This is a genomic window from Nitrospira sp. (assembly GCA_030692565.1).
Classification (GTDB): Bacteria; Nitrospirota; Nitrospiria; order Nitrospirales; family Nitrospiraceae; genus Nitrospira_D.
This window is the reverse complement of sequence record JAUYAO010000042.1, coordinates 44,052-60,699: the sequence shown is the minus strand read 5'-3', so window position 1 is coordinate 60,699 and position 16,648 is coordinate 44,052. Positions and strand designations below refer to the sequence as shown.

Annotated in this window: 14 protein-coding genes; all 14 read left to right on the top strand. The window is 59.5% G+C overall.

Annotated elements, in window-relative coordinates:
• The first annotated feature begins 5 nt into the window (after positions 1–5).
• On the top strand, positions 6–1,367 hold the full coding sequence (locus Q8N04_11005) for a UDP-glucose/GDP-mannose dehydrogenase family protein (GenBank protein MDP3091200.1): 1,362 nt from the start codon (positions 6–8) through the stop codon (positions 1,365–1,367).
• 64 nt (positions 1,368–1,431) lie between these two features.
• Positions 1,432–2,667 carry a class I SAM-dependent methyltransferase gene (locus Q8N04_11000; protein MDP3091199.1) on the top strand — a complete coding sequence of 412 codons (1,236 nt, stop codon included), beginning with the start codon at positions 1,432–1,434 and terminating at the stop codon, positions 2,665–2,667.
• Between the two features lie 25 nt (positions 2,668–2,692).
• On the top strand, positions 2,693–4,006 hold the full coding sequence (locus Q8N04_10995; GenBank protein ID MDP3091198.1) for a DUF4910 domain-containing protein: 1,314 nt from the start codon (positions 2,693–2,695) through the stop codon (positions 4,004–4,006).
• Between the two features lie 198 nt (positions 4,007–4,204).
• Positions 4,205–5,179: an ATP-grasp fold amidoligase family protein gene (locus Q8N04_10990; GenBank protein ID MDP3091197.1), complete on the top strand. Its 975-nt coding sequence runs from the start codon at positions 4,205–4,207 to the stop codon at positions 5,177–5,179.
• A gap of 164 nt (positions 5,180–5,343) precedes the next feature.
• A complete protein-coding gene (locus Q8N04_10985) occupies positions 5,344–6,270 on the top strand; it encodes an NAD-dependent epimerase/dehydratase family protein (protein ID MDP3091196.1) in 927 nt (308 codons plus the stop codon).
• 14 nt (positions 6,271–6,284) lie between these two features.
• Positions 6,285–7,274, top strand: a complete 990-nt coding sequence (locus Q8N04_10980; GenBank protein MDP3091195.1) for a hypothetical protein — start codon at positions 6,285–6,287, stop codon at positions 7,272–7,274.
• Entirely contained in the window at positions 7,271–8,770 is a 1,500-nt protein-coding gene (locus Q8N04_10975) for a hypothetical protein (GenBank protein MDP3091194.1), read from the top strand. Before Q8N04_10980 ends, Q8N04_10975 begins: the two co-directional genes overlap by 4 nt.
• 14 nt (positions 8,771–8,784) lie before the next feature.
• A complete protein-coding gene (locus tag Q8N04_10970; protein MDP3091193.1) occupies positions 8,785–10,002 on the top strand; it encodes a glycosyltransferase in 1,218 nt (405 codons plus the stop codon).
• Positions 10,003–10,238: 236 nt separating this feature from the next.
• Positions 10,239–11,186 carry a hypothetical protein gene (locus tag Q8N04_10965; GenBank protein ID MDP3091192.1) on the top strand — a complete coding sequence of 316 codons (948 nt, stop codon included), beginning with the start codon at positions 10,239–10,241 and terminating at the stop codon, positions 11,184–11,186.
• Positions 11,183–12,490, top strand: coding sequence for a glycosyltransferase (locus Q8N04_10960; protein ID MDP3091191.1), 1,308 nt, complete (start codon positions 11,183–11,185; stop codon positions 12,488–12,490). Before Q8N04_10965 ends, Q8N04_10960 begins: the two co-directional genes overlap by 4 nt.
• A 121-nt stretch (positions 12,491–12,611) precedes the next feature.
• Complete coding sequence (locus Q8N04_10955) at positions 12,612–13,151, top strand: serine acetyltransferase (GenBank protein MDP3091190.1); 540 nt, start codon at positions 12,612–12,614, stop codon at positions 13,149–13,151.
• 63 nt (positions 13,152–13,214) lie between these two features.
• A complete protein-coding gene (locus Q8N04_10950) occupies positions 13,215–15,209 on the top strand; it encodes an HAD-IIIC family phosphatase (GenBank protein ID MDP3091189.1) in 1,995 nt (664 codons plus the stop codon).
• A complete protein-coding gene (locus Q8N04_10945; GenBank protein ID MDP3091188.1) occupies positions 15,196–15,426 on the top strand; it encodes an acyl carrier protein in 231 nt (76 codons plus the stop codon). The genes Q8N04_10950 and Q8N04_10945 overlap by 14 nt, the downstream gene beginning before the upstream one ends.
• Positions 15,427–15,554: 128 nt before the next feature.
• Positions 15,555–16,568 carry a glycosyltransferase family A protein gene (locus Q8N04_10940; GenBank protein MDP3091187.1) on the top strand — a complete coding sequence of 338 codons (1,014 nt, stop codon included), beginning with the start codon at positions 15,555–15,557 and terminating at the stop codon, positions 16,566–16,568.
• The last annotated feature ends 80 nt before the right edge of the window (positions 16,569–16,648 follow it).

Below are 16,648 nucleotides of genomic sequence, written 5' to 3'. Positions count from 1 at the left end.
CGACTATGAAAATCTCAGTCATCGGAACAGGGTATGTCGGGCTCGTATCGGGGACGTGTCTGGCGGAGAGAGGGCATCGCGTAACCTGCGTGGACATCCGATCAGAGGTGGTGAATGAAATTAACGCAGGACGTCCTCCCATCCATGAAATCGGCTTGGAGGATATGCTGCAAACGGTGCGCAAGAACGGCACCCTTTCTGCGACCATCGATGCGCGGCAGGCCATTCTCGACTCGGACGTGACATTGATATGCGTTGGGACCCCGACGGTAGCCGGCCGGATGGACCTGTCCCAGGTTGTGGCTGCTGCGGAAGAGATCGGGGCCGTGCTGGCGGAGAAGCGTACGTACCATGTGGTGGCGGTGAAAAGCACCGTCTTGCCGGGAACGACGGAAGGGCCGGTACAGTCGGCCATCGAATCCCGTTCAGGGCGGAAAGTAGGAGAGGGATGGGGGTTGTGCATGAACCCCGAGTTTCTCCGGGAAGGTCGAGCCGTCGAGGATTTTCGGTTGCCGGATCGCATCGTGGTCGGGGCAACGGACGACACCGCTGCAGAGGTTTTCCTCCGCGTGTACGAGGAGTTCACGTGCCCCAAGCTGGTGACGACACCGCGAACGGCGGAAATGATCAAATATGTGTCGAACTCCATGCTCGCGACGTTGATCTCTTTTTCCAACGAGATCGGAAACATGTGTGCGGCTCTTCCCGGAGTAGATGCCCGGTTGGTGTGGAAAGGGGTGCATCTCGACCGGCGGTTGACTCCGGTGGGCGGAGAAGCCGGCGGGCCGGCCGGGGTGACCGAATATTTGTGGCATGGACTTGGATTCGGGGGAAGTTGCTTCCCCAAGGATGTGGCGGCGTTGCGGGGATTCGGCCGCACGGTAGGAGAACCCACCAGGATATTGGACGCCGTCCTGGAAATTAACGCCGCCCAACCGCTTCGGATGGTGGCGCTCCTGGAAAAAGAAGTCAACCTCTCGGGGAAAAAGATCGCGATTCTCGGGCTGGCGTTCAAGCCGGGGACCGATGATTTGCGCGAGTCCCCGGCGCTCCCGCTGGTGGAAGAACTGGTAAAGAGGGGAGCGCAGGTAGTCGCGCACGACCCGATCGCGATGCCTCAGGCGAAGAAGCGCGTCGAATTCTCCAAGGTTCGTTTCGTAGAGAGCTGGCAGGCGGCGCTTCAGGAGAGTGACGCCTGCTGTCTGGTGACGGCGTGGCCCGAATACCGCAGCATATCCGCTTCCGATTTCTCACGGCTCATGCGGCATCCACTCCTCATTGACGGACGAGGCATTTATGACCCGGCGGTATTCACGTCGGGCGGAGTCCGGTGGCGTGGCGTGGGCTATACCCCAACCTCGGGGTAGGAAATCCCGCCCCGGAAAGACACAGCATCGAACTCAGATTCCCCTCTTAGAAGGAGTGATGGCCATGGATCATGCAGGGTGCCGGTTTTGCGGAACAACGTTGCAGCATGTATTCGTCGATCTCGGCATGTCGCCGATGGCGAATTCATATCTGAAGCCGCACCAACTGAACCGCATGGAGCCATTTTATCCATTGCGAGCCTTTGTCTGCGAGCAGTGTTTCCTGGTGCAACTTGAAGAGTTTGAGAGCCCGGATCACATTTTTTCCGACTATGCCTACTTCTCTTCGTTCTCCGATCTGTTCCTGCAGCATGCCAAAGATTATGTGGATATGGCGATGGACCGGTTCAAGCTGGGGGCGAGCAGTTACGTGGTAGAGATCGCCAGCAACGACGGATATCTGCTCCAGAATTTTGTGAAGCGCGGGGTTCCGGTCCTGGGTATAGAGCCGGCCAAGAATGTGGCGGAGGTGGCCGTCAAGAAGGGAGTGCCCTCGCTCGTCAAGTTCTTTGGGGTTGAGACCGCCCGTGAACTGGCCGCGAAGGGGCCACGTCCGGATCTCCTCATAGGGAACAATGTGCTGGCCCATGTGCCTGACTTAAATGATTTTGTAGGCGGACTGAAAGTGCTCCTGGGGCCGAACGGAGTCGTCACCATGGAGTTCCCTCACTTGATGAGGCTCATGGCCTTCAACCAGTTTGATACGGTCTATCACGAGCATTTCTCCTATTTCTCTTTAACGACCGTGGCGCAGATATTCAGCAAGCATGGACTGACCCTCTTTGATGTCGAAGAAATCTCGACGCACGGCGGGTCGTTACGGATCTATGCGCGCCATGACGGAGATGCGTCCAAGCCGGTCACCGAGCGGTTGACGGCTCTAAGGGCCAAGGAAGCGGCGGAAGGCTTTGCAACACTCGACCATTACCTGTCTTTTTCCGAGGGCGTGAACGAGACGAAGCGCGCGCTCCTGGAGTTTCTGATCAAGGCGAAACGGGAAGGCAAGAAAGTCGTAGCATACGGAGCGGCGGCGAAAGCCAGCACCTTGCTCAATTTTTGCGGTGTTCGGACGGATCTAGTCGATTACCTGGTCGATAGGAGCACGTACAAGCAGGGGCATTGGCTGCCGGGAGTTCACATCCCCATTTACGATCCCGAACGTATCAAGGCAGACAAACCGGACTATGTGATGATTCTGGCCTGGAATCTCAAAGATGAAGTCATGGCACAGATGGCGTTCATTCGTGACTGGGGAGGAAAATTCGTCGTACCGATCCCCAAGATCACGGTCTATTCGTGAGCGGTCTGGATGTTCGGAAGGGTCTATGGTGAAGAGCGGCAAGAGCGGCGATCGTGACGCGTCACAGGAGGCCGGGCAGGCCATGCATGGCCTGATGGCCGAATTGTTTCCCATCTGTCGAAGCATCACAGGCCAGGGCGTACGTGAGACGCTTGGTCGTATTCAGACTCGCATCCCCCTCAATATTCATGAGGTGCCCAGCGGCACGCAGGTATTCGATTGGACCGTTCCGTTGGAGTGGAATATCCGCGACGCCTATATAAAGAACCTGCGAGGAGAGCGGGTGGTCGACTTCCTGCAGTCGAACCTCCATGTCGTCGGGTATAGCAGTCCCGTGCGCCGACGAATGCGCCTCTCCGAGTTGAAGCCGCACCTCCATACACTTCCCGGCCATCCCGACTGGATTCCCTACCGGACGTCATACTACAAGGAGAGCTGGGGGTTCTGTCTCAGTCACAATCAGCTGCTCGGCCTGACGGACGAAGAGTACGACGTTTGCATCGATGCGGCGCTGGCCGAGGGGCATCTCACATACGGAGAAGTACTGTTGCCTGGGCGGAGTCAGGATGAAGTGCTTATTTCCACCCATGTGTGCCATCCCTCGCTGTGCAACGATAATTTGTCCGGAATTGCCGTAGCCACATGGTTGACCGACTGGCTTCGCGCGCAACCGCGGCGGTATTCCTATCGGGTCCTGTTTATTCCGGCAACCATCGGCTCTATCACCTGGTTGAGCCGGCATCAGGATGAGGCGGCGCGCATCAAACACGGGCTGGTGTTGACAGGGATCGGAGATGCCGGGCCCTGTACGTATAAGAAGAGTCGCCGGGGCGACACGGAAATCGACCGGGCGATAGTGCATGCGCTCACCCATTCCGGGCTATCCCACACTGTCGACGAGTTCATTCCCTACGGGTATGATGAGCGACAATACTGCTCGCCTGGGTTCAATCTCCCAGTGGGCTGTCTCAGCAGGACGCCCCATAGCCGATATCCCGAATATCATACGTCTGCCGACAATCTGGAATTCGTCAGACCGCAGACCCTCGCCGAATCGCTGGGTGTGTGTCAGGCTGCGGTAGAGATCCTCGAAGGCAACAAGACCTACCTCAACCGGAATCCGCGCTGCGAACCGCAGTTGGGGAAGCGCGGACTGTATCGTGCGATTGGAGGGCAGGCCGGAGAGAAATCAATGGAGATGGCCATGCTCTGGGTGCTCAATCTCTCCGACGGCCACCACACACTTCTCGATATAGCCGAACGGTCGCATATGTCGTTCGACCGAATAGCTCAAGCGGCGAAGACGTTAGAAGATCATCGATTGCTGGCCGAAGCCTAGAAGGGTGTCGCCATCGCTATTCCGCCGGGGTTGAGGCCTGTCAGCGCAGATCTTCCTCGAGGCAGGCGTTGCGAGCCATTGGGTTGGTGATCTTGCAGGGGCCTCCGCGAAACGGGATCGAAGAGTCGATTATTTCCGAGCGACCCCAGCCAATGCCGATGGGGGACCTGCCAGCGAGTCGTCGGTGGGAAAAAGGGAATGATGGACGCGTTCATAGAACGAGTAAAATCCGCTGTGCGGGGAACGGTCCCCGCCGGCCTTCGGATGGCGGTCTATCAGGGCCGCCAACAGATTCGCCACTGGCCGCATGACGTCGGCCAGTGGCTCTCGGCCTGTCTCCCGGATGCCTATGTGCAAGCCTCGCAATTCAAGCAAGCCCACGGCCGCCGCTTAAACCTCGCCGCGCCCGCCACGTTCAATGAAAAAATCCATTGGTTGATCCGGTATTGCCGCGATCCCGTCATGACGCAGCTCGCGGACAAGTATGCCGTGCGTGACTATGTGGCCGCCCGTCTGGGAGCGTCCTTCCTGAACGACCTCTATGGGGTTTGGGATGATCCAAACGCGATTCCATTCGACACGTTGCCGGAGTCCTATGTGCTGAAGGTAAACCATGGATCGGGACAGAATATCTTTTGTCGGGAGACATCGCGCCTGAACAAGCCCAGGATCAGAGCCCAATTGGCCCAATGGCTGCGGCGTAGCGAGTACTGGCGCTCACGGGAATGGGCCTATAAGGATATTCCTCCACGCATTCTTTGCGAGCGATTGCTCAGCGATGAGCAGGGAAATGTGCCGGCCGACTTTAAGTTCTTTTGTTTTAACGGGGAGCCACGAGTCATCCAGGTCGATACCGACCGCTTTACGAAGCACCAGCGGGATCTGTTTGATATTGAGTGGCGCCCCTTACCATTCAGCTTGGAGTATCCCTCAAGCGGACAAGCGATTCCCCGGCCCGCCACGCTCGATGTGATGTTGTCGGCAGCCAGAACGTTGTCGCAGGGCTTTCCGTTTGTCCGCGTCGATTTCTATGCCATGGGAGAGAGGGTGATTTTCGGAGAAATGACCTGGTATCCCGAGGGAGGACTCGGGCGTTTCCGGCCCGAGTCCGCTGATCGGGAGCTGGGAAACAATCTGATTTTGCCTGCGCGTGAGCAGGGGCGAGTATCATGAGAATCCGGCACCGTTTTGAGTCCCGGCACGGCAGCTGGCGTATCCCCGGCGGATGCCGGGGAACGGGAACCCGTCGGCGCAGTGGTGCGATGAATAGGGGACAGACGCCAGGGATCTGAATCTGAACAGCTGTTTCCTATCACTTGAGCAGGTCTTGATTGAAAATGGTAAATGCGTTCTGGCCACAACAAAAAGTGCTGGTGACCGGCGGGAGCGGGTTTCTCGGAAGCCATCTCTGTCGCCGTTTGGTGGAATGCGGGGCGGAGGTGCATGCCACCTCGCGTATCGAGCGGGCGCCGCATGAATCCGAGCCGCGCTGGCGGCAGGCAGATCTGGCGGATATCGACGTTGCCCGCCGGCTTGTCTCTGAGGTACGGCCGGACATCGTCTATCATCTCGCCGGATCGGTGACGGCGGTGCCGGGCAAAGAATTCGTCCTCCCGACCTTCCACAGCCTCCTGACGAGTACTGTTAACCTGCTGGCTGCCGTCACGGAAATAGGTTGTCGTCGTCTGATCTTGTGCGGATCGTTCATGGAGCCGGATGACAGCCAGGGGCTGGTCACCCCCGCTTCTCCCTATGCCGCGGCCAAGTGGGCGGCGAGCGGGTACGGCCGCATGTTTCAGGCCTTGTACGGGACTCCGACCGTGATCCTCCGCACGTATATGACGTATGGACCGGGGCAGGATCGTAAGAAGCTGATCCCTGCGACCATCGGGTCGCTGTTAAAGGGAGTGCCGCCGCAGCTCGCCAGCGGCCTCTGGCAAGCCGACTGGATTTATGTGGACGATGTGCTCGAAGGATTTCTGGCCGCCGCGCACACCCCCGGCCTTGAAGGGCGCACGCTCGAATTGGGGTCCGGAACATGTGTGTCTGTCCGTACCATCGTCGAAGAGCTGGTCGCGATCATGCAGCCGTCCGTAAAGCCGGTGTTCGGAGCCCTGCCGGATCGGCCCCTGGAGCCGGTGCGTGTTGCCAGCACGATCGAGTCGGAACAGAGGCTTGGGTGGCGGCCGTCGACATCCCTCAATGCCGGCCTGCGACGGACCGTCGAGTGGTACAGCGCCCGTGAGAATGGCATCAACCTGTAGGGAGCCTTGCGGATATGGGCATCAGGGGTTTTCTCAAGCAGTCGCTGTCGAATCTGGCGCACGCCGCCAACTCAACGACGAGCGATGAGTGGTATCATCTGTGGTCGATCGGCATCTATGCCGGCGCATCGCCTGCGGCGCTGGCGCCGGCCCCCGGCGTCAAGAATCCCGTTCTCACACGTGACGATGTGACCGATGTGTGCGCGTTGATGGTGGCCGATCCGTTCATGATCCACGTCGCCGGTACCTGGTACATGTTCTTCGAACTGTATAACCGGCGCAGCCATGGAGAGATCGGCTGTGCAACCAGTCCGGACGGATTCACGTGGACGTATCAGCGGGTCGTGCTGGCCGAGCCGTATCACCTCTCCTATCCCTACGTGTTCGAATGGCAGGGGGAGTACTATATGGTGCCGGAATCGGTGCGGGCTCATGAAGTCCGGTTGTACCGGGCGCGCCGGTTTCCGGATCTATGGGACTGTATCGGAACCGTGCTGAGAGGGCATGGGTACGCCGACTGCTCGTTTCTGCGTGACGACGAACGGTGGTGGATGTGGGCGGAGTCGAGCCAGGGGCGGTGCGACACCTTGCGGCTGTTTTCCGCGACCGACTTATTGGGGCCGTGGGAGGAGCATCCGCGCAGCCCCATCGTCGAGTGGAATCCCCATATCGCGCGGCCGGCCGGCCGTATGGTGAGGGTCGACGGTCGTCCGGTCCGGTTTGCGCAAAATTGTTTTCCGGACTATGGAACGGAAGTGCGCGCGTTTGAGATCACGGAATTGAGCCGGACCACATATGCAGAACGGCCGCTGGGGCAGGGCGCCATTCTGGGTCCGGGTGGAGCCGGATGGAATCAGCAGGGGATGCATCATGTCGATGCGCATCGACTGGACAATGGGCAATGGATTGCCGCGGTCGACGGGTGGACGAAAACCGCGAGTTTGCTTGATAATATACACCCGTCGAAAATGTGGCTTGGGAAACAGGCAAAGGAGCATCAATGACGCATCTGGCACGCGCGGCCGACTGGATTCTGTCCGGGATCGGGACCGGCCTGATTCTGTTCGTCGCCTATCTCGGAGCCACCCACGGGTGGGCTCCGCACTACGTCGGGTTGGCCGTCATCGGGTTGGGTTTGGTTGCAACCCGTTGGCTGAATCCTGCCGCGAAGATCAACCTTGCGCTGGTGGTTCTGTGTTCTCTCTTTTCGTTGTATGCGGGCGAGCTACTTCTAGCCGTGACGGCCTCGGCCCGCGAGAATTTCGAGCGGAATCGCTGGCTCACGTTCCCCAATGACGCCACTCCGGAATCGACTCAAGCGCGACTGAAAGAGAATTCCATCGCGCAGCCCTCGTTCGACCGCCGGGACAAGCTGCAGGTGATTGCAGATCTCGAACGCGAGGGGCGTGCCGCGTATCCGGCAGTCGTGCCCCATGCCGTTCTGACCTGGGACAATCCCGATGCGATGAAGACGCTTCGAGCCTTGTCCCTCGACGGCGAGGAAACCTTGCCCCTCGGCGGTGTCGCCGACGTGCTCACCGTGTTTTGTAACGAGAGCGGAGAGTACGTGACGTACCACAGCGGCGAGCGTGGATTTCACAATCCACCGGGTGTGTGGAATGATGACCGGCCTGCGGTCGTCGCGGTAGGAGATTCGTTCACGCACGGCGCCTGCGTGCCGACGGAGGACAGTTTCGTGGGGGTGATCCGGGCTCGCCATCCGCGGACCATTAATCTCGGCATGGACAGCAACGGCCCGCTTATGATGCTGGCGTCGTTGAAGGAGTACGGGGCTCGCGTCCGGTCGAAAACGGTCTTGTGGTTCTATTATGAAGGGAACGATCTGAAGGATCTGGAGCATGAACGGCATAGCCCGCTTCTCAGGCGATATCTGACGGGAGGATACACCCAGTCGCTGTGGGATCGGCAGGACAAGCTCGATCAGGCGTTGAAGGCCTACATCGAGCAAACCCGGCAGGGGCTGGGCGCGAAAATCGGACTGGAAGAGACGATCAAATTGCATCATGTCCGGCAGATAGTCACGCGCTGGCGCGCGGGACGGCAGGAGGTCGATGCCAGACGCGCGAGCGAGCTGTATTTCTCCGCAGAGGTACCGGATGAAAAGATGCAGCAGTTTCGCGACGTGTTGGTCGAGGCGATGGCCACCGTTCACGGGTGGGGCGGGGAGCTGTACTTTGTGTATCTGCCGCAGTGGGAGCGCTATGCCAAGCCGGAGGCTGCCAACAAGAATCGAGAGCGGGTGCTTCGGCTGGTCACCGATCTGAAGCTGCCGCTGATCGATCTCCATCCGGTCTTCGCCGGTCATCCGGATCCGGTCGGATTGTTTCCGTTCCGGCGCTCGAACCACTACAACGTCGCCGGGCATCGCCTGGTTGGGGAGGCCGTTCTTCGCGCTTTGCAAGGGACTGAAGTGGGTGCTCAGACGATCCCTCCTCGATCATCAGCCGATGTTGCTTTACCTCACATAGTACCGCTCTAGACGAAGAGGTCAGTATGTTTCCCACCCTAAGGCGCCGTCTCACTAAGTTTAAGGCCTATCGACTCGCGAGAGCGATCTATTGGCGGCTGCCGCAGATCGTCAAGGAGGCGGAACAGGGGGATAGCGAGGTCACGTCTCTCCTCCCTGAGGGGGCGCCTCGAGGGACGGTGCTGCTGTCGCACATCCGGGGCGAATTTTTACTCGACCCCGACGGGCCTATTCCCAACACGCATACGAACTTCTGGACGGCTCTCGATATGGCCAAGACATTTTTGGAGCTGGGCTATCGCGTGGATGTCATCAGCTTCGGGAATCACGATTTCCTTCCGAAGACGGGCTATGACGTCATCATCGACACGCGATACAATCTTCAGCGGCTTGCCCCGCTGCTCGGCCGGGATTGCCTGAAGATCCTGCACATCGACACGGCCCACATGCTGTTTCAGAACGCCGCGGAGGCCAGTCGGTTGCTGGATGTGCAGCGGCGGAGAGGGGTCACGCTTCAACCGATCAGATATGAGCGGCCCAATCTCGCTATTGAACATGCCGATTGCGCCACGGTCTGCGCGAATGACTTCACGATCGGGACCTATCGCTACGCGGGCAAGCCGATCTATCGAATCCCGATCCCTGCCGCGCGGCTCTGTCCCTGGCCGGCCGGGAAAGACTTTTCAGCCAGCCGGCGGCACTTCCTCTGGTTTGCCAGTCATGGGATGGTCCACAAGGGGCTGGACCTCGTGCTGGAGGCGTTTGCCGGGATGCCCGAGTATCATCTGACGATCTGCGGTCCGGTCGAACGTGAGCCGGACTTCGTGGCGGCGTACCGTAAGGAGCTGTTCGAGACCCCGAATATTCACCTGCGCGGATGGATCGATATCGACAGCCGGGAGTTCCTTGATCTTGCGGATCGCTGTATCGCGCATGTGTTCACGTCCTGCTCGGAAGGCGGCGCCGCGTGCGTGATCGAGACCATGCATGCGGGGCTCATTCCGATCGTCAACTACGAATCCAGTGTCGATGTGCACGATTTCGGTGGACTCCTCAAGGGCGTATCGGTAGAGGATATTCAAGACGGTGTCCGGATGATCGCCGAGATGCCGGCGTCGATGCTGGAGGAGCGGGCGCGCCGCGCCTGGGAGCATGCCAGGGCGCATCATACCCGTGAACACTTTTCGCGGGTCTACCGGCAGACTATTCGAGAGATCTTACGGGAGCATGGTCGCCCTTGTTAGGCACGGGTTGTGACAGCGTCGTGCTATCTGAGTCTCCAAGAGAGTGAGACGGAGGGCTGTGCGTGGGGGCCGAATGGGTTCGCCGTATCGGTTTTTCGGTCAACGTGCAGGTCTGTCCCGCGTTGTTGCGAACACAGAGTAACGTGTCGGCTGATTCCAGTGGCCGGGAATGTATTTCCATGAAATGATGCTGGACTATGGGTTGCGGGAATGGGGTTGCGGGAATGGAGGTTACAGTGCTGCGGAGAAGCCTCTCAGGGGTATGGCAGCGGTTGCGGGACTTCTATTGCCGCCAGGCTCAAGCTCCTGTTGCCGGCGCGCAGAGGTGGTCGATCGGCATGCTGGCCGGGCCGTCTCCCCTGGATCTCGATCAGGCGGGGATGACCCACCCGGCGCTCACGGCGCAGGACGTTGGGGATTGCCGGGCCGCCTCCGTCAGGGCTCCCTTTATGCTGGAAGTCGCCGGACGCTGGCACATGTTATTTGAAGTGCTCAATCGCGACTCGAAAAAAGGGGAGATCGGGTGGGCGACCAGCGATGACGCCAAGCATTGGACCTATCGCCGGATTGTGCTCGCCAAATCGTACCCTCTGTCGTACCCCTACCTGTTCGAGTGGAACGGCGGTTACTACATGCTTCCCCAGACCATTGAGGCGGGGATGCTGCGCCTCTACAAGGCGTTTGAGTTCCCTGTTCGCTGGGCGCTGGCCGGAATTCTGCTGCGAGGGAAGTTTGCAACCCCTTCGATCGTCCGCCATGGGGGCCAGTGGTGGCTCTTTACGGTGTCCGATGCAGGGGAAACGGGCGAGGCCCTTCGGCTCTACTGGGCGGACGAGTTGCTGGGGTCATGGGGAGAACATCCGCAGAGCCCAATCGGCCTCGCGCATCCCTCTGCCATGAGACTGGCGGGAAGGATCGTGGCGCATGAAGGCCGTTTGGTACGCTTTGCGCAAGTCCGCGAGCCGGGCCATGGACCCGTCGTCCGGGCCTTCTTAATTACGGAGTTGACCCCGACGCGGTACAGCGAGATCCCTTGTAGTCCGGACCCCCTTCGTTCTTCGGAGGGTAGAGGTTGGAACCGATCAAGTCTGTCTCACGTTGATGCCCATTGCATGGGCGATGGGCAATGGATGGCCTGTGTGGACGGGGTGCATAGCCTCGGAGAGGCGGTGAAGGAGTCATGACGTTCTTTCAGTCTCCAATGAACAGAGCGAGTCTGATCTCTGCGGTGAAATCCTCCCGGCTCTATATCCTGGGGAGTGTCATCAAGGCTGCGGCACTGCAGGCCCGGGAGAATCTGGGCCAGGAGATTCTCAATCGAGCCCTGGTGTCTCTCGAACCGAAGGGGCCACCGAAAGGTTATGTGTTGCTCTCCCACGTGGTCAAGGCCTTTTTGTTGCCTCCGGGGCAGCCGATCCCGAGGGATCACCATCACTATTGGGTAGCGCTTCAGATGGCCCAGACGTTTTTAGACCTCGGGTATGGCGTCGATGTCATCAACTTTCACAACAAGACCTTTTGGCCCAGGCGCGACTATGCGCTGATGGTCGATACCCGTTGGAATCTTGAGCGCCTGGCCCCCGTGCTGAATGCCGACTGTATCAAAGTGTTGCATATCGACACGGCGCATCCGCTCTTCCAGAACGCGGCGGAGGCCCGGCGCTTGCTCGAATTGCAGCAGCGCCGGGGTGTGACGCTGAAGCCCTGGAGATTCGAGCAGCCGCATCTCGGGATCGAACATGCAGACTATGCGACGATGAACGGAAACCGGTTCAGCATTGAGACGTTTCGATATGCGGGGAAACGGATCTTTCCTGTGCCGGTCGCGGCGCCGGTGCTGTATCCGTGGCCTGACAGCAAGGATTGGGCGGGCTGTCGCAATCACTTTCTCTGGATCAACAGCGGAGGGCTTGTCCTCAAGGGGTTGGACTTGATTCTGGAAGCCTTCGCCGGGATGCCGGACTGTCATCTGACGGTGTGCGGGCCGATCAAGCATGAAAAGGCCTTCGAGCAGGCCTACTACAAAGAGTTGTACGAGACGCCCAATATTCATACCGAGGGATGGACGGATCTCAGTAGCGCCCGGTTTATGACTTTGGCGGAGCGCTGCGTGGGAATCCTTTCCGCGTCCGCATCGGAAGCCAGAAGCGGGTCCGTGATCGGCGGGATGCATGCGGGATTGATTCCAATCGTCAATTATGAAAGTGGCGTTGATGTGGCTGGCTTTGGAGTGTTGTTGCCGAACTCCTCGGTGCGCGCGATCCAGGCGGCCGTGCGGAGAATCGCGGATTCTCCCGGCGACAGGCTGCAGGCGATGGCCCGGGGCGCCTGGGACTCGGCTCGGACCCACCATACTCGCGAACGGTGGACGGAGGTCTATCGGTCTGCGATCGACACGATCTTCCGGTTGCACGCCGACAAGACCGGGGCCTCCCCCCTCGTGCAAGCACCAGTCACCCCTACGCATCATATTCGGAGCGTGAAGTAGATTCCCGAGCGCAGGGTTGGGACTTCCGGAGAGGCCGCGTGGTGCCGGGTTGGCCTTTTCAGTCGGAGTGTAGGCAGGTGAGGACCAGCAGCGCATCGCGCTCTGGCAGGTAAGCAGGGGCATGATGAAACAATACGATCTTCTGAAAGACTTGTGCCGGCAGATCCATGAGGATTGGATCGCCAATCAGAAAGACTGGACTGAGCCGGGGTTTCGAGCCATTGCCGTGCACCGGCTGGGATTTTGGGGGTGGGAACGAAGCGAGGGGCTGCTGCGTTCGAGCGTGCTGTTGCTCTATCGAGTGCTCTGGCGGTATGTGAGAAATCACTACGGAATCGAGATTCCCCGCAGCATGGTCATCGGACGCCGGTTTCGGATTGCGCATCAAAGCGGAATCGTGCTTCATCCCCATGGCCACATCGGAGATGACTGCATCATCCGTCAAAACGTCACGATCGGCGCGGTGACCTGGGAACGGTTTCAGGACGGGCCCAAGATCGGGCACCGGGTCGATATCGGCGCCGGGGCTGTCATTCTTGGCAAGGTCACCATCGGAGATGGCGCCAAGATCGGCCCCAATACCGTGATTACGACGAATGTTCCGGCCGGGGCGACGGTATTTGTGGAGGCGCCCCGCATGATCCAGATGAGGAAATGCTAGGTCAGGGAGGATCCTCGTAGTACTCTCCCTCAGTGAGGAGGCCGCACGTCTGCGGCGCATATCATGTCTGACCATTCACACGACCGAATACGCGATGCGACCGCGCTTATGGCCCGCGCCGATGAATTGCGGAAGTCCGGCAAGACCGGGGAGGCCATTCCTCTCTACCTCGAAGCGCTCTCCGATCCGCCTCAGGCCGGGCTCTGTTTGAAACTCGCGCGGAGTTACGAGGAGCTGGGCAATATTCCCGAGGCCTGCCGCTGGGCGCTGACGGTGGTCGATGCCGAAGACGATTTCACCTCCTGGCAGACGGCCGGCAGGCTGGTGCAGCGCTATGCGAACCTATCCGGGCCGAAGCTCCGTTCCGCCAAGGTGGCGCTCCTCGGAAGTTATACGACCGCTCAGCTAGGCCAGATGCTGAGTTTGGCGGCAAGCCGACGGGGGATTCGCCTTGAGGTACAGGAAAGCCAGTACGGGCAATATGAGCAGGAGATCATCGATCCGAACAGCCGCCTCTATGCGTTCGATCCGGACTTCGTGGTGCTGGCTGTGCACGAGGGAGATCTGCGGCTCCCGGAGTACAGCGCTGCGCCGCAGGAATCGATTCGCGCGGAAGTGGCGCGCTGGACCGCGCTCTGGCGAACCGTGAGGGAACGTTCCCGGGCGAGGGTCGTTCAGCACAATTTTGCGCTGCCGTGCGACGTGCCGGCGGGCCATCTTGCGGCGCGCCTTCCGGGGTCCCGCTATATGATGGCGCAGGCCGTCAATGCCGGGCTTGGCGAAGCAGCGGGCAATGCGGTATCGATCGTCGACTGCGAGCGGCTCGCATCGTTCGTGGGAAAAGCGCGGTGGTTTGATCCCCGCTTCTGGCATCTGGCGAAACAAGCCGTCGCGCTGCAAGCGGTCCCGGTGCTCGCCCGCCATACGGCGGCGGTCATCGGGGCCGATCTGGGATTGAGCCGGAAATGTCTCGTCCTGGATCTCGACAATACGCTGTGGGGCGGCGTGATCGCCGAAGAAGGGCTGGCCGGCATCAAGTTGGGGAACGGGGTCGACGGCGAAGCGTTTGTCGCCTTTCAGGAGTACATCCTCAAGTTGAAGCACAAGGGTGTGATCCTGGCGGTCTGCTCGAAAAACAATCGCGCCGATGCGCTGCAGCCGTTCGAGCACCATCCGGAGATGCGCTTAAAACGTGACGATATCGCGGTCTTTGTTGCCAACTGGGAACCAAAGCCGCAGAATATCCGCAGAATCGCACAAGAGCTTGGGATAGGGTTGGATGCGCTGGTATTCGTGGATGATAACCCGGTCGAACGTGAAGCGATGAGGCAGTTTGTCCCCGAGGTGGAGGTGGTTCCGCTTCCTGACGACGCCTCGTACTACGTCAGAGCGCTGTCGCAGTGCCTGTCGTTTGAAACCGGTTCGTATACGCAGGAGGATGCCGCGCGGGCCGAACAATACCGGGCCCGGGCGCAAATCCGGGAGCTTGAAGCGACGGCGGGATCCATCGAGGAGTTTTATCACAGCCTGCATATGCAGGCGATCGTGGCCCCCTTCGATGCATTGCATTTGCCCAGAATCGCCCAGCTGATCGGCAAGACCAATCAGTTTAATCTCACCACGAAGCGCCACGGGATGCCGCAGCTGGAGAGTTTTGTCAGCGATCACACGTGCGTGCATCTGTATTTGCGGCTGCGGGATCGCTTCGCCGACCATGGACTGGTGGCGCTGGTTATTGCGCTGCAGGAGGGGACGGTGCTGGACATTGATACCTGGCTGATGAGTTGTCGAGTGATCGGGCGTACCGTCGAGGCGACGATCATGGAGCATGTGTGCCGGCGGGCCGAAGCGCTGGGCTGCACGTCGTTGCGGGGAGCCTATGTGCCCAGCGAGAAGAATGCGATGGCGGAAGATGCCTATGCCAAGCTGGGATTCGATCTGGTGAGCCGGGCCGATGGGCGAGCGACGTGGAGCTACGATTTACCTGCCAGGGGGCCTATCGTCAATCAGTTCATCAAGACCGTGGATACGTGGGAGGTGGCGGATGGAGGTGCATGAACAGCTCGAAGGACTGTTTCGCGAGGTCTTCGACGACGAGAAGCTGGCGCTGACCGATGAGACGACCGCGCGCGACATTCCGAAATGGGATTCGCTGGCGCATATCAATCTCATGTTCAGCATCGAGCAGGCTTTTGGGGTGCGGTTTAAGGGAAATGAACTGGCGGAGATGAAGAATATCGGTGAGCTGAAAGCGTTTCTCCTTAAAGGGCGGTAACGAGTCGATTGCAGCCCGGGTGTGAATCGGTGACTCGCCGGCGGCTGCCCGGTGGACTGGCTGCAGCAGTGTGGAGATGTCTTGTCGGTTGATGTGGGGGAGAGCGTGTAAGTGACGGGAGTAATGGCATGATTCCGCTGGTAACCATCGGCATACCGATCTACAAGCGACTGGAGTTTATCCCTCAGGCTCTCCGCGTCGTTCTTGCCCAGGACTACCCCGAGATCGAGTGCATCGTGTCCGACAACGGCATGAACGGGAGCACGGTGGCCGACCTTGTCGCCCGTCATTATCCGCGGCCGTGCCGGTTCCGCCGGAACCCGGAAACGGTGATCGTCAGTGAGCATTTCAATCAGATTGTTCAGGAAGCCACAGGCAAGTATTTCATCCTGTTCCAAGACGATGACGACATGAGTCCGAATTTCGTGTCCGACCTTGTCGCGCTCCTTGAGCGGCATCCCTCCGCGGCTGTCGCCATCTCCAAACAGGAGGCGGTCGATCCTGGCGGCCGAGTGTTACGCAAATCGGTGGAAGTGGTGCCCGAGATCCTGTCCGGCGAGGACTTTGTCACGGCCTGGTGCCAAGGCTTGTACAAGTTTGAGACCTTTGCGACGATTCTGTCCCGCACTGACGAGATCAAGGCGCGCGGCGGCTATCCGTTTTTTCCGACCGGGAACGGAATCGACGACGCGTTACTCTTGAAGTTATGCCTGGGGCGGGCGGTCGCTTTCAGCACAGGATGCACATTTCGAAAGCGGACCTATGAGACAAGCATGGGATTTTCGTGCAATTACCGGGCTCTGGTTCAGGGAAGCCGGCGATTTTTGAACTTTCTCGATTCCGATTCCGTCCTTCTTCAGTACGCACGCAGCCACCCGGATCAATATCGTGAGGTAAAACGGCTCATTGTGAAGATGATCTGGCAGACTAACTTCGACCGATGGAACACGATGTACCGGGAACGGGAATCGCCCGCCGAATGGGCGCGCTCGGCCTTTGCGATGCCGTTCATTCCAGATTATTACAGACGCGTGCTGGCGACGCTGGGTTACGCGATGAAGGCATCCGCGTTGGACAGGGGAAAGCGCTTGTTCCCGTGGGTGCATCGCATCTATCGTTCGCTCAAACACACCATGAGCTAGGCGCGAGGGCTCGGTCGTTTCGAATCGGGATCGGCGGCCTGTGCTCCGTTCCGGTATTCTGAGTGTCGTGCGGGTTTCCG

Coding starts and splice junctions, on each gene's coding strand:
- Q8N04_11005 (MDP3091200.1), top strand. CDS start 6: ATGAAAATCTCAGTCATCGGAACAGGGTATGTCGGGCTCGTATCGGGG.
- Q8N04_11000 (MDP3091199.1), top strand. CDS start 1,432: ATGGATCATGCAGGGTGCCGGTTTTGCGGAACAACGTTGCAGCATGTA.
- Q8N04_10995 (MDP3091198.1), top strand. CDS start 2,693: ATGGTGAAGAGCGGCAAGAGCGGCGATCGTGACGCGTCACAGGAGGCC.
- Q8N04_10990 (MDP3091197.1), top strand. CDS start 4,205: ATGATGGACGCGTTCATAGAACGAGTAAAATCCGCTGTGCGGGGAACG.
- Q8N04_10985 (MDP3091196.1), top strand. CDS start 5,344: ATGGTAAATGCGTTCTGGCCACAACAAAAAGTGCTGGTGACCGGCGGG.
- Q8N04_10980 (MDP3091195.1), top strand. CDS start 6,285: ATGGGCATCAGGGGTTTTCTCAAGCAGTCGCTGTCGAATCTGGCGCAC.
- Q8N04_10975 (MDP3091194.1), top strand. CDS start 7,271: ATGACGCATCTGGCACGCGCGGCCGACTGGATTCTGTCCGGGATCGGG.
- Q8N04_10970 (MDP3091193.1), top strand. CDS start 8,785: ATGTTTCCCACCCTAAGGCGCCGTCTCACTAAGTTTAAGGCCTATCGA.
- Q8N04_10960 (MDP3091191.1), top strand. CDS start 11,183: ATGACGTTCTTTCAGTCTCCAATGAACAGAGCGAGTCTGATCTCTGCG.
- Q8N04_10955 (MDP3091190.1), top strand. CDS start 12,612: ATGATGAAACAATACGATCTTCTGAAAGACTTGTGCCGGCAGATCCAT.
- Q8N04_10950 (MDP3091189.1), top strand. CDS start 13,215: ATGTCTGACCATTCACACGACCGAATACGCGATGCGACCGCGCTTATG.
- Q8N04_10945 (MDP3091188.1), top strand. CDS start 15,196: ATGGAGGTGCATGAACAGCTCGAAGGACTGTTTCGCGAGGTCTTCGAC.
- Q8N04_10940 (MDP3091187.1), top strand. CDS start 15,555: ATGATTCCGCTGGTAACCATCGGCATACCGATCTACAAGCGACTGGAG.